We start from the raw sequence: 13,691 nt of genomic DNA on the forward strand, positions 1-13,691 counted from the left end.
GCTCGAACGGCGCGGCCATGCGCGCGGCATGCAGGTTCGTGCAGAACGTCGCGACCGGGTCCGGCCGCCCCGTGCAGCCTCGCGCCTCAGTGAGGAGAGCAGCATGTCGAGCACTTTCGCGATGCCGTAGGAGTCGAGCAGCCCAAGATGCTGCTCGGCCACACAGTCGAATGCCACCGCACTTTTGACGGCGGGAAGCCTTGCCGATATTGGCGCACATCACGGGCACGATCCAGATATAAACGAAATGTGATCACTCGCGACCGCAAAATTTTGCACAATGGCGGCAGCGCGGCCTTCCGCCGCGCTTCGCGCCGGCTTCGATCGCCGCCCGACAACCGTGCCCCATCCCCGCTCCGACGTGCCGCCGCCCACCGCCATGGACCAACCGAAACGTATCCTGATCGTCGAGGACGACGCCGACATTGCCGACGTGCTGAGCCTGCACCTGCGCGACGAGCGTTACGAGGTCGTGCACACCGCGGACGGCGCCGACGGGTTGCGCCTGCTCGAACAGGGCGGCTGGGATGCGCTGATCCTCGACCTGATGCTGCCGGGCGTCGACGGCCTCGAAATCTGCCGGCGTGCGCGGGCGATGACGCGCTACACGCCGATCATCATCACGAGCGCGCGGTCGAGCGAGGTGCACCGGATCCTCGGCCTCGAACTCGGTGCCGACGACTACCTCGCGAAGCCGTTCTCGATGCTCGAACTCGTCGCGCGCGTGAAGGCGCTGCTGCGGCGCGTCGATGCGCTCGCGCGCGATTCGCGGATCGACGCGGGCACGCTCGACGTCGCGGGGCTGGCGATCGACCCGATCGCGCGCGAGGCGAGCGTCGACGGCGCACGCATCGACCTCACGCCGCGCGAATTCGACCTGCTGTATTTCTTCGCGCGGCATCCGGGCAAGGTGTTCTCGCGGATGGACCTGCTGAACGCCGTGTGGGGCTATCAGCATGAAGGCTACGAACACACGGTCAATACCCATATCAACCGGCTGCGCGCGAAGATCGAGGCCGATCCGGCCGAGCCCGTGCGGATCCTCACCGTGTGGGGGCGCGGCTACAAGCTCGCCGCGCCGGACGCATGATGAAGCTCACGCTCCCCCAGCGGCTGTCGCTCGTATTCTCGATCCTGCTGCTCGCGTGCTCGGGCGCGTCGGCGTGGCTGCAGATCCGCGCGAACGACATGCGCGAGAAGGAAGTCGTGCAGGCGCTGTCGCGCGACCTGGCCGCCAACATCGCCGGCAGCGCGCCGCTGATGGACGCGAACGGGTTGCGCCCCGACGCCGTGCGCACGCTGTTCGGGCAGTTGATGGGCGTGAACCCGAGCGTCGAGGTGTATCTGCTCGACAACGCGGGGCGCATCAAGGGCGACGACGCGCCGCCGGGCCACGTCAAGCGCGACCGCGTCGATCTCGCGCCCGTACAGCGCTTCATCGCGGGCCAGCCGCTGCCGATCCTCGGCGATGACCCGCGCAGCCCGGACGCGCGCAAGGTGTTCAGCGCCGCGCCGCTGCAGCGCGCCGGGCAACCGCCATCGGGCTACATCTACGTGGTGTTGCTCGGCGAGGCGCACGACCGGCTCGCCGCGCGCGTCGACGCCGGCAACGTGCTGCGCACGACGCTGTGGTCGATGGCGATCGTCGCGCTGCTCGGCCTGCTCGCGGGCCTCGTCGCATTCAGCTTCATCACGCGCCCGCTGCGCCGGCTGACGGCCGCGATGCGCGGCTTCGACGCGAACGGTGCACCCGGCGCGCCCGACACGCCGCCGCCGGTGCTGCGCTTGCCGCCGAGCCGTCGCGGCGACGACATCGCGGTGCTCGAATCCGCGTTCGCGCAGATGGCCGACCGGATCGGCGACCAGTGGCGCGCATTGACGCGCCAGGACCAGCAGCGGCGCGAACTGATCACGAACATCTCGCACGACCTGCGCACGCCGCTCACGTCGCTGCACGGTTATCTGGAGACGCTGTCACTGAAGGCCGACACGCTGGCCGAGCCCGAACGGCGGCGCTACCTGTCGATCGCGCTCGCGCAGAGCGCGAAGGTCGGGCGGCTCGCGCAGGCGCTGTTCGAGCTCGCGCGGCTCGAATCGGGCGGCGTGCAGGCCGAGCGCGAGCCGTTCTCGCTCGTCGATCTCGTGCAGGACGTGTTCCAGAAATTCGAGCTGGCCGCGCAGTCGCGCGGCGTCGCGCTGCATGCGCGGATGCCGCCGCGCGTGCCGGCCGTGTCGGCCGATCTCGGGATGATCGAGCGGGTGCTGACCAACCTGCTCGACAACGCGCTGCGGCACACGCCTTCGCACGGCGAGGTCGAGATCGCGCTGGAGCCGCAGGGCGACCGCGTGGTCGTGACCGTGTCGGATACCGGCGAAGGGATTCCGCCGGCGCGGCGCGAAGGGCTGTTCCAACGGCCGCAGCGGCCGATGAGCGGCGGCACGGCGACGAGCGGCGGGCTCGGCCTGTTGATCGTGCACCGGATGCTGGTGCTCAACGGCAGCGGCATCCGGCTCGTCGACCGGCCCGGGCGCGGCGCGGTGTTCGAGTTTGCGCTGACGGTTGCGTCGCCGGCGGCGGGCGACGCACGCTGAGCGCGGTCGGCGGCGTCAGCCGCCGCGCTTGCGCCGCACGTCGCTCGGCGTCGTGCCGGTCCAGCGCTTGAACGCGTGGCGGAATCCCACGGCATCGCTGAAGCCGAGCGTCAGCGCGATGTCCTCGGTGCTGAGCGTGGTCGTGCCGAGGTAGTCGATCGCGAGCGCCTTGCGCACGCTCGTCAGCAGTTCGCTGTACGACGTGCCTTCGGCTTCGAGCTTGCGGCGCAGCGTGCGCGAGGTCATGCACAGGATCCCGGCGATCGCGTCGATGTCCGGAAATTGTCCCGGCGTGCGGGTGAGCTCCTCGTAGACGCGTCGCGTGATGCCCGACTGGCTGCGCAATTCGTCGAGCAACCGCGCGCAGTGCGACGACACCTGCGCGGCCGTGATCGGATTCGCGAGCTGCGGCGCGCGCGTGAGCCATGCCGCCGGATAGCTGAGCACGTGATGCGGCTGGTCGAACGCGATCGGGCATTCGAGCGCGTCGGCCAGCAGCGCCCCGTGCGGCGGCCGCGGCTGCGCGAACTGCGCGCGCGCGGGCACACACCATCCGCCCATCACGTCCTTGATGATCGTCACGTGCAGCGCGAACTGCATGTCGATCAGGAAACGGTACAGCGGCTCGTCGAGATCGGGTAGCGCGACTTCGTGGCGGTCCGGAAACAGCCACGACGCGGTGTCGCCCTGTTCGACCCAGCGGATCGGCAGCATGCCGTTCGCGAGCCGGTGATATTTGACGGCCGAATCGAACGCGCGCGCGAGCGATTCCGAGCACAGCATCGCGTAGCCGTACATGCCGTAGCTCGACGCGCGCAGCAGGCGGCCGACGCGCACGCCGAGGTCGGGTCCGTCGTACCGGCCGACCGCGTTGCGCGCGGCCGTCAGGAACTGCAACGGCGACGTGAGCGTGAACGGATCCGCGACGTCGGCCGGCGCGAGGCCGGTGCCGGCGAGCACCGTCGCCGGGTCGAGGCCGGCTTGCGCGGCCACGTCGACCAGCACGGCCAGCTTGGCCGGCGTGAAGCGCTGCGCGCGCAACGCGTGGGCGGCTTCGGCGTCGGGCAGCCGGGGGGGACGGGCGTCCGTCGGTTTCAACAGCGCACTGCGCGACATGGCGGGATCCTGCGTCCGAATCGATATCGTTGACGGCCTGCAATTCTGCGCGGGAACGATCCCGTCCGCCACAGGGTTCACCCTGATGGGCTGACGGTACGGCCCGATCGGGCGGGCGTTCGCCGCGTGAAGCTACGTGGACGGGCGCATCCGCGTGTCCGTTTCGATCATGTTTTCGGCCGCCCGGATCATTTGCAAAGCGCGTCGCGCGGGCGATAGTCGCCGCTCAGGCGGCGGCCCGCGTCCTTCCGGCGTGCAGGCCTCCGTGCGAACGGCGCGCAGGCTGGCGTGCCGCCCCCAAGGAGTGAGACATGACGAAGAGACACTGGACCGGGTCGTACGGCTCGATCCCCGCCGAGATCGACGCCGATCGCCATCCTTCCGTCAGCGCGCTGCTGGACGACGCGATGCGCCGCTTCGCCGACCGTCCGGCGTTCCATGCGTTCGGCCGCACGCTCACCTATGCCGACGTCGAGCGCCTGTCGACCGCGCTGGCCGCGTATCTGCAGCAGGTCGTCGGCGTGCGTAAGGGCGATCGCGTGGCCGTGATGCTGCCCAACGTGCTGGCGTTTCCGGTCGTGTTCGTCGCCGTCGCGAAGATCGGCGCGATCCAGGTCAACGTGAATCCGCACTACACCGCGCGCGAGCTCGAGCATCAGCTCAACGACGCGGAAGTCGAGGCGGCGATCGTCTGCGGCGGGTCGATGGGCACGTTCGCGGAGGTGGTCGGCGGCACGCGCGTGCGCACCGTGCTGAGCGTGGGGCGCGAGGATCTCGGCGCCGTCGATGCGCCGGCGGGCACGTGCGACGCACTGCCGCCCGGTTCGACCGCGCTCGCGCACGCCATCGCCGCCGGCGAATCGCTCGCGTGCGAGCCGGTTGCGCTGCGCGGCGCGGACCTGCTGCTGCTGCAATACACCGGTGGCACGACCGGCTTGTCGAAGGGCGCGGCGCTGTCGCATCGCAACCTCGTCGCGAACGTCGCGCAGTTCGCGGCGATCGTGCCGGATGCGCGCCAGCCGGGCGAAGAGGTCGTCGTCACGGCGATCCCGCTGTATCACATCTTCGCGCTGACGGTGAACTTCCTGTCCTACTTCGCGATCGGCGCGCAGAACTGGCTCGTCGCGAATCCGCGCGACATGGACGGGTTCGTCGACGTGCTGAAGGCCGCGCGGCCCACGGTGTTCGTCGGCGTGAACACGCTGTACGCGGGGCTGGCCGGCCATCCGCGCCTGAAGGAGGTCGACTGGTCGCGGCTGAAGTTGTCGGCCGGCGGCGGGGCGGCGGTAATCGACGTGATCTCGGCACGCTGGAAGGCGGTGACGGGCAATTTCATCCGCGAGGGCTACGGGCTGTCGGAAACGTCGCCGGTCGTGTCGTTCAACCTGCAGTCGATCGACAGGTTCACGGGCACCACGGGCCTGCCGCTGCCGTCGACCGACGTGAAGCTGCTCGACGAGCAGGATCGCGAGGTGGCGATCGGCGAAGCGGGCGAGATCTGCGTGAAGGGGCCGCAGGTGATGAGCGGCTACTGGCGCAAACCGGACGCCAACGCGGCCGCGTTCACGGCGGACGGCTATTTCCGCACCGGCGACGTCGGCACGTTCGACGCGGCCGGCTTCCTGCGGATCGTCGACCGCAAGAAGGACATGATCATCGTGTCGGGCTTCAACGTGTATCCGAACGAGGTGGAAGCGGTGGCGACCGCGCTGCCGGGTGTTGCCGAATGCGCGTGCATCGGCGTGCCGGACCCGCGCACGGGCGAGGCCGTCAAGCTGTTCGTGGTGCTGGCGCCGGACGCCGACGTGACGGAAGCGCCGCTCGTCGCGCATTGCCGCGCGAGCCTGGCCGCGTACAAGGTGCCGAAGCTGGTTCGCTTCGTCGACCGGTTGCCGAAGTCGACGGTCGGCAAGATCCTGCGCCGGGAACTCAGCCGCGCCGACTGATGAGGGCGACGCGTCGCGCGGTCGCGGCTGCGCGGCCCGGTGCACCGAAGACCCGGAAGGTGGCGCGCGGCCCGCTCAAGTACAATGCGGTCGGTTCGATCGACGGGGACGTGATGACCGGCTCAGATTCACTTTCCGCCCGGCCCGGGCGTGCGCTGCCGTCGCCGAGCGCGACGGTGCCGATCTCGCTCGTCAACGGCTTTCTCGCGAGCGCGGGCGTGCAGCGCGACGTGGTCGAGCGCTACCTGCGCGGCGCCGGCATTCCGATCGAGCTGCTCGGCGAGCCGCACGCGCGCGTGACGGAGGAGCAGTTCTCGACGCTGTACCGCACGCTCGCGATCGATCTCGACGACGAGATGCCCGGCATTTTCTCGCGTCCGCTGCGCGGCGGCACGCTGAAGTATCTGTGCCTGAGCCTGCTCGATGCGCGCAACCTCGAAACGGCGCTGCATCGTTTCGGCCAATTCTTCCATATTCTGCTCGACGACTTCTTCGTCGAATCGAAGCGCGACGATCTCGTCGCGCAGGTGCTGCTGCGCCCGAACGACGCCATCGGGCCGATCGGTGCGCTCGGCCAGGAGCTGATGCTCAAGCTGGTGCACGGCGTGTGCTCGTGGCTGATCGGGCAGAAAATTCCGCTGCTGCAGATCGAGTTCGCGTGCCCGCGGCCGCGCCACGCGGTCGATCACCTGTACTTCTTCACCGGCTCCGTGCAGTTCGACCGCGAGCGCACGCTGATGCGCTTCAGCGCGGATTACCTCGGCGCGCCGATCCGGCAGAGCAAGCGCAACCTGGGCAAGTTTCTCTCTCGCGCGCCCGGCGACTGGATCTTCGAATCGTTCAGCGAACAGCTCGTGTGCCATCGCGTGCGGCAGTACCTGTCGGCGGCGCTGCCCGACCTGCCCGTGATCGACCAGGCGGCCGAGCACCTGCATTGTTCGGTGCGCACGCTGAGCCGCCATCTCGCGGCCGAAGGGACGACGTTCCAGGTGCTCAAGGACGAACTGCGGCGCGACATCGCGATCCAGCGGCTGACCGATACGCCCGACACGATCGCGGCGATCGGCGCCGACATCGGCTTCGACGATCCGAGCGCGTTTCATCGCGCGTTCCGGCACTGGACGGGGAGTACGCCGGGGACGTATCGGCGGCGCGCGTAGCGCGCGGCGCGTGCCGTCGTCGTTTCGAAGACGGTTCCCATGGCTGGCTCCCATCGGCGGTTCCCATAACCGGCTCCCTTCGCGATGGAAGCGAATCGCGGAATCTCCGAAGCGGCGACCCGCCCTGCGATGCGGACGCGGAATAAATCCGTGATTCGCGTGTTGTCGATAGATCTGCCATCGACACTGTTCCAGGAACGAAATGCGCTCATACACCGATACGCTGGATGCTTCCGTCGCCGCGTGGCACGAATCGATCGATGCGTTTTGCCGCTTGCAGGACGTGGGTTCCGTGACGACGGGCGTGCACGGAACGAAGTCGATCTACAGTGGCGCGCCCGTGCCCGTACTCAATGCGGTGATCGGCATGACGCGCGAGCCCGACGTCGAGGAGATCAGGCGCTTTGCCGAATCGTTCAGGGATTGCGAATTGCCGTGGAGTATCCAGACACGCGCCGTCGGCACGCAAGCCGCGGCAATTCGACGAATCGCGGGCGAATACGGTCTGACGCAATGCGTCGCGCTGCCGTTCATGACGAAGCGGCTGGATGGCGCCGCTGCACCGGCAGCCGGCGATGGCCGTGTGGTCGTGCGTCAGGTGGAGGCAGCGGACAGCGAACGGTACAACAGCACGCTTGCCGCGGGCTACGAGGCGCCGGGCCCGGTGTTTCGACGGCTGAGCGCACCGGCGGTTCTGGAGTCGGACGGGATGATGGGCTTTCTGGTGGAATGGGCCGGCATTCCGGTTGCGACATCATTCGGTGTCCTGCGCAACGATCAGGTTGGGGTATTCAATGTGTCGACCGTTCCCGCGTATCGGCGACGAGGCTACGCGCGAGCGGCGACCCAGGCGGTATTGAACGCCGCGGTCGCCAAAGGCGCGCATACCGCGTTTCTGCATTGCACGCCGGCGGGGCACCACGTGTACGAGTCGATGGGCTTTGCCGCCGGCGAGGCGTGGCAGGTGTACGTCGGCTAGTGACAGCGGGGGGCGAATATTCGACGAAGAACATTCAAAGCGATCGGGCTTTGGTCTCCGGTAACAGGAGAACCGCCAGCAGCACCACGCCATAGGCCGCCCCTGAAAAGATCGCGATGGCCATCGCCAGCCCGATCGAGTGGCTCAACATCCCGACCAGACTCGGAAACAAGGCGCCGATTCCGCGGCCGAAGTTATAGGTGAAGCTCTGGGCATTCGCGCGGAAGCCCGACGGAAACAATTCCGTCAGGTACGCACCGACCCCGCTGAAGATGCCGCACGAGGAAAATCCCAGGGGAAACCCGAGCCAGAGCATCTGCGCGTTGGACAGCGGAAGCGTCAGGTACAGGCATACCGATACGAGCGACAGCGCCGAAAACAACATGAAGTTGCGGCGCCGCCCCCAATAGTCGGAAAGGTACGCGCCGACGACGTAGCCGCAAAACGACCCCACGATGATCACGAACAGATAAGCGCCCGTGTTGAGCACGGAAAGATGCCGCTCGATCTTGAGGAAGGTCGGCAGCCAGATGGACATCGCATAGAAGCCGCCCTGGATGCCGGTGCAGAGCAGTGCGGCCAGTACCGTGCGCCGCAACTGCGAACGGGAGAAGATGACCCATGCCGAGGGCCGGCCGGCGCCTTGTTGCCGGGTGGCGGCCGCGTGCGCGAACACGTCGGGTTCCGGCACATTCCTGCGGATGTACAGGACGAGCAACGCGGGCAGGATCCCCACCCAGAAAAGGCTGCGCCAGGCGAGCGTCTCGGGCAGCACGGAAAACGCGATGCTGTAGAGAATCGCCGCGATACCCCACCCGACGGCCCAGCCGCTCTGCACCAGGCCGACCACCTTGCCGCGATGGGCGGGCGAGACGATCTCGCCGATCAGCACGGCGCCGACGGCCCATTCGCCGCCGAAGCCGAGCCCTTGCAACGCGCGCAGGACGAAGATCTGCTCGAAATTCCCTGCGAAGCCAATCGCGAGCGTACAGACCGAGAACCACAGGATGGTCCCTTGCAGGACCTTGACCCGCCCGTATCGATCCGCCAGGATGCCGGCGATCCATCCGCCGATCGACGAGAAAATCAGCGTCACGGTGCCCAGCAGGCCTGCCTTGCCGCGATCGAGCCCCCAGAGGTCGATCAGCGAAGCCAGCACGAAGCTGAACACCATGAAATCGAATGCATCGGTTACCCACCCGGCGAACGACGCGTTGAACGTGCGCCTGCCCGCAGGACCGAGTTCCGCATACCAGGACGGGCCGGATACCGCGGGTTGCGACACCTGCTCGACATTTCTCGTTGACGTCATCGTGCTGTCCGGGAGTAGAAACGGCCTTGTCAAAGCCGCGCGGGCGAGCGTCGGGCCGCCAGCGCCCGACGGACGACGTCCGGTGACGCGGGGGCTTCGCGGATGCGCACGCCGATCGCGTCATGGATCGCATTCAGGATGGCCGCGGCCGTCGGGACCAGCGCCGGCTCGCCGATGCCTTTTGCTCCGTAGGGGCCGACGGTCGTCGGTGCTTCGACGAAAATCGACTGCACCTCCGGCATGTCGTGCACCGTCGGAATCATGTAGTCGTGCAGATTGTTGTATTGCCCGGGGTGATATTTCTCCATCAGCGCCATGCCGACGCCTTGTGCCACCGCGCCTTCGATCTGCCCTTCGAGCAGCGTCGGATTGACCATCCTGCCGACGTCGTGTGCCGCCACGACCTTGAGTACCCGAACGCGCCCGCTCTCGCAGTCCACCACGACTTCCGCAATTTGCGCGCCGAACGCGTAGGCCGCGTAGGCGATGCCTTGCCCCGCCGCATCGAGCGATGTCGTCGGCGGATCGAAGCTTTCCTCTGCCGCGACGACGTAGCCGTGCGCATCGACGGGCAGGGTCCGGAGATCCAGTGCGACGCCGTCGACGGCGATCCCGCGCGTATCGGACGAAATCCGTGCATCGGGCGCCGCGGCTGCCAGCGCGAGCAGCCGGTGGCGCAGCGTCGTGCCGGCGAGAAAGGCAGCCCGACCGGTGACCATGGTCTGGCGTGACGCCGAAGTACGGCCGCAATCCGGCGTCAGCGCGGTGTCCGGACCGACGATCCGCAGGCGATCGACCGGCACGCCTAGCGCATCGGCCGCGATTTGCGGAATGACCGTGTTCGAACCCTGACCGGCATCCACCGCACCCTGATGCAACACGATCGTGCCGTCGGGACGAATACCGAAGCGGACGGTCGACGGATTCGGCAACGCGGTGTTGCCGCAACCATAGAAGAACGCGGCCAGGCCGACGCCGTGGCGAAGGGGGCCCGGCGATGCGCCATTCAGCGCGGCGACACGGGCTTGCGCTTCACGCCAGGCCGGCCGCAGCGCATCGAGGCACGCGACGAGGCCCACGCTATCGTCCAGGATTTGCCCCGTCGGCAGCAGGTCCCCGGGCCGCAGCGCGTTCATTGCACGAAACTCGAGCGGATCGATGCCCGTCTTGAGCGCCAGCTCGTCGACGAGTTGTTCCTGCGACATCGTCGTTTGCGGGACGCCAAAGCCGCGGAACGCGCCCGCGGGCGTGACGTGCGTATGAATCGCACGCGAGTGCGCCGTGTAGTGGGGAATGACGTACGGGCCGCCAGCATGCACCGGCACGCGATTGGCGACGGCGGTGCCCCACGAAGCGTACGCGCCGGTATTGAAGTCGCCGTCGAACGTCACGGCACACAGTCGGCCATCGGCATCGGCAGCCATGCTGGACGTCATTCGACCGGGATGGCGCTTGGTCGACGTGGCCATCGATTCCTCGCGCGAGAACACCATCGCAACCGGCCTGTCGAGATGCCAGGCCGCGATCGCGAGCAACGGCTGGACCGTCATGTCGAGCTTGCCGCCGAAGCCGCCGCCGACCGCGGTTGCCACGACGCGCACCTGCTCCGGCGGGACGGCGAGAATGCGGGCGAGATCGCCGCGATGCGGATGGGGTGCCTGCGTGGACGAATGGATTTCAATGGTGTCGCCCACGCGTCGTGCCCAGCCGGCCTCGGGCTCGAGGTACGCATGCTCGACGAAACTGGATTCGAACGTTGCGCTGACGACGTACGGGGCGCCCTGCATCGCACGTTCCGCGTCGCCGCGGCGCACGAGCCCCTCGATCAGCACATTGCCGGGACGATCGGCGTGCAGTTGCGGGCTGTCGTCCAGCACGGCGTCGACGATCGCGAGCACCGGGCTCAGCGGTTCCCATGTGACGGGGAAGCGGCTCAGGTCGAGCGCCGCGATGGCATCGCGCTCGCCGACCACCAGTGCAACCGCCTCGAGATGGTGTCGCGTCTCCGTTTCCGGAAGGACGGGCTGGTCCGCGTACGGCGTGGCGACACCGTGCAGATTCATGCCGGGCACGTCGGCGTGGGTCAGCACGCGCCGCACGCCCGGATGGGCTGCGACAAATGCGTCGAGGTCGCCGAACGCGAAACGAGCGCGGTGATGAGGGCAACGGACCGCGCGCAGGAACAGGCTGTCGGCCGGATAGTCGTCAGCGCCGAAACGCTGGCTTCCATCGACCTTTTCGGGCCCGTCGAGGCGCGTCAGCGGTACGCCGACGGACGGCCCTTCGGACGGGGCAACCGTACAGCGCCGCGTGGCAGCACCGCACCCGACCTCCGTCACGGCGTCGACGATCTTCCGGTAGCCCGTGCATCGGCACAGCACGCCATCGATGGCGGCCCGCGCACTGGCGCGGTCGGTCACGCGGCCGGCGTCGATGGCCGCCGCCGCGGCCGTCAGCATGCCCGGCGTGCAAAATCCGCATTGCACCGCCTGATGCGCGAGAAAGGTCTGCTGCAGGCGGCTGCCGCATCGGGTGCCGTCGGCCAGCCCTTCGACGGTGACGACGCGGCGCCCCGCGACCTGCCCCAACGGAATCAGGCAGGCATAACGTGCGTCGCCATCGACGATCACGGTGCAGCTTCCGCAATCGCCCTGGCGGCAGCCTTCCTTGGTCCCGAACTGCCGCAAGTCCGCGCGCAGGTAGTCGACCAGCCGCTGCGACTGGTCCGGCGGCAGGCGCAGCCGCGTGCCGTTGAGTTCGAACCAGTCGAGTGGCGGCGAAACCGGCGCGCTGTCGCTTGCGGTGATTTCGCGAACGTCGGCGAGCTCGTCAAGCAAGGGATGCGCCACGTGCGTTCTCCTCGATGCAGCTTCTGAAAGCGCGCGCCACGGCCAGCCGCGCGAGATGAATGCGATGCAATGCCGTCGCACGGCAGTCGTCGAGCGGGGACAGCTCCGCAAGCGGCGCCGCTTCGATCACGCCGGCCAGCTCTTCGCGCCGCCGGCCCGACAGCGCCGCCTCGAGCATCGGCATCCGCCGTGCAACGTCGGATGCGCCGCCCACGGCAATGGCCGCCGCTTCTACCGTGCCGCCCGCGGACACGCGCAGATGCGCGGCGGCCGACACGACGGCGATCGCTGCGCCGTCGCGATTCGTGCATTTGACGAACGACGTCCGATCCGGCGCGCGCGGCAGCGCAAACAGCACGGCAACCAGCAGTTCGTCCGCGTGCAGCGCGGTCCTGCGGCTGCCGGCCAAGAACTCGGCCAATGGCAAACGGCGCACGCCCCGCGTGCTCGCCAGTTCGACGCGTGCGTCGAGTGCCAGCAGCGGCGGGATGCCGTCCGCCACCGCGGAGGCATGGCACACGTTCCCGCCGATGCTGCCCTGGACGCGAATTTGCCGGGGCCCGACGGAAGCGGCAGCTTCCGTGAGCGCCGCGGGCAACCAGGCTGTCCGGGCGATGGCCTCCCAGGTGCTCGCCGCGCCGATACGGGCAATGCCGTCGCGCTGCTCGATGCCGCGCAATGCGTCGATGCGGCTGATATCCACCCATGCCGATCTGGCGGGCACCAGCCCGATATCCGCAAAGGCATCGGTTGCTCCGCAGACGATGCGCGGCCGCGGGTGCTCCGCGAGCCGGCCGAGCACTTCGTCGATGGTGTTGGCGCGAAGATAGTTCATCGCAAGGGTGCGTGCATCTTCATGGTCACGATGGTCGATATTGGCACCGGCGCGCGCTCAGCCGCCCGCCGACGCATCCTTGCGGACAACCCGCAGCACGCTGTCGATCACGAACGACTCCCAATGACGCACGGCATGCGGCGCATCCAGTTCCTCCCCGAGGAACACGGACAACGTGTAACGGTTCGACGTATAAAAATACGCCGTCGAGATGATCAGCAGGAACACGTCGCGCGCATTCAGGTCGTCACGAAACAGGCCTTGTTCGACGCCGCTGGCGAGAATCTTCGCGATGGTCTGCACCGCATGCGACGAGTATTCGCCCCGACGCTCCAGCTTGGACACGTGCTTGCCCTTGTGCAGGTTCTCCGTGTTGAGCAGCGTGATGAAATCGGGATTGCGCCAATAATAGTCCAGCTTGAAACGAATCACGGATTTGAGCGCTTCCACGGGATCCGCAGGATCGGGCGTCAGCTTGAGTTCCGACTCGTCCATCCGCCGATAGATGCCTTCGAGCACCGCGACGAACAGGCCCTCCTTGCTCCCGTAGTAGTAGTAGATCATCCGGTCATAGGACTTCGCCAGCCTGGAAATCCTTTCCACGCTGCCACCTTCGTAGCCGTAGCGCGCGAAGACCTTCGTCGCTGCACGAAGGATCTTGTCGCGGGTTTCCTGCGCCGCTGCTTCCCGGACGCCGGTTCCACGCACCGGCTTGCTTTTTGCTGCCTGGGCCATACTGCTCCTATGGCGGCCGACAACCTGGCCTTTGCCGCCTCAAAAAACTTCCAATAGCAGGCTTCCTCGACTTTCGTACAGGGAACGCTACATGAACTATGGATTCTACGGAACTCTCTTCGTGACTGCAACAAAACATAAAATCGCCATAAATTCAAAGACTTACT

10 protein-coding genes are annotated in these 13,691 nt (G+C 67.6%); 5 read left to right on the top strand and 5 right to left on the bottom strand.

The window, feature by feature from the left end; all coding sequences use genetic code 11:
• The first annotated feature begins 379 nt into the window (after positions 1-379).
• The gene (locus HWX09_RS21805) at positions 380-1,090 is read left to right on the top strand and encodes a response regulator transcription factor (protein WP_027786192.1); all 711 of its coding nucleotides are present in this window, start codon (positions 380-382) and stop codon (positions 1,088-1,090) included.
• A complete protein-coding gene (locus HWX09_RS21810) occupies positions 1,090-2,592 on the top strand; it encodes a HAMP domain-containing sensor histidine kinase (RefSeq protein ID WP_027786191.1) in 1,503 nt (500 codons plus the stop codon). The genes HWX09_RS21805 and HWX09_RS21810 overlap by 1 nt, the downstream gene beginning before the upstream one ends.
• 15 nt (positions 2,593-2,607) lie before the next feature.
• On the opposite strand, the gene HWX09_RS21815 is transcribed toward HWX09_RS21810, so the two are convergent.
• The gene (locus tag HWX09_RS21815) at positions 2,608-3,708 is read right to left on the bottom strand and encodes an AraC family transcriptional regulator (RefSeq protein WP_027786190.1); all 1,101 of its coding nucleotides are present in this window, start codon (positions 3,706-3,708) and stop codon (positions 2,608-2,610) included.
• A 311-nt stretch (positions 3,709-4,019) separates the two neighbouring features.
• On the opposite strand from HWX09_RS21815, the gene HWX09_RS21820 reads away from it, so the two are divergent.
• From HWX09_RS21820 to HWX09_RS21830, 3 genes are all read left to right on the top strand, one after another.
• Complete coding sequence (locus tag HWX09_RS21820) at positions 4,020-5,654, top strand: AMP-binding protein (RefSeq protein ID WP_027786189.1); 1,635 nt, start codon at positions 4,020-4,022, stop codon at positions 5,652-5,654.
• Complete coding sequence (locus tag HWX09_RS21825) at positions 5,654-6,814, top strand: AraC family transcriptional regulator (protein ID WP_027786188.1); 1,161 nt, start codon at positions 5,654-5,656, stop codon at positions 6,812-6,814. The genes HWX09_RS21820 and HWX09_RS21825 overlap by 1 nt, the downstream gene beginning before the upstream one ends.
• 202 nt (positions 6,815-7,016) lie before the next feature.
• Positions 7,017-7,793 carry a GNAT family N-acetyltransferase gene (locus tag HWX09_RS21830; RefSeq protein WP_027786187.1) on the top strand — a complete coding sequence of 259 codons (777 nt, stop codon included), beginning with the start codon at positions 7,017-7,019 and terminating at the stop codon, positions 7,791-7,793.
• 34 nt (positions 7,794-7,827) lie between these two features.
• On the opposite strand, the gene HWX09_RS21835 is transcribed toward HWX09_RS21830, so the two are convergent.
• From HWX09_RS21835 to HWX09_RS21850, 4 genes are read right to left on the bottom strand one after another with little or no spacing between them, the layout of a single operon-like run.
• Positions 7,828-9,105, bottom strand: coding sequence for an MFS transporter (locus HWX09_RS21835; protein ID WP_034185511.1), 1,278 nt, complete (start codon positions 9,103-9,105; stop codon positions 7,828-7,830).
• A 29-nt stretch (positions 9,106-9,134) separates the two neighbouring features.
• A complete protein-coding gene (locus HWX09_RS21840) occupies positions 9,135-11,954 on the bottom strand; it encodes a molybdopterin cofactor-binding domain-containing protein (RefSeq protein ID WP_027786185.1) in 2,820 nt (939 codons plus the stop codon).
• Entirely contained in the window at positions 11,935-12,789 is an 855-nt protein-coding gene (locus tag HWX09_RS21845) for an FAD binding domain-containing protein (protein WP_027786184.1), read from the bottom strand. The genes HWX09_RS21840 and HWX09_RS21845 overlap by 20 nt, the downstream gene beginning before the upstream one ends.
• A 57-nt stretch (positions 12,790-12,846) precedes the next feature.
• Entirely contained in the window at positions 12,847-13,524 is a 678-nt protein-coding gene (locus tag HWX09_RS21850) for a TetR family transcriptional regulator (protein WP_027786183.1), read from the bottom strand.
• Positions 13,525-13,691 lie beyond the last annotated feature (167 nt).

Source organism: Burkholderia sp. BCC1208 (assembly GCF_902833095.1).
In the GTDB taxonomy this organism is placed as follows: domain Bacteria; phylum Pseudomonadota; class Gammaproteobacteria; order Burkholderiales; family Burkholderiaceae; genus Burkholderia.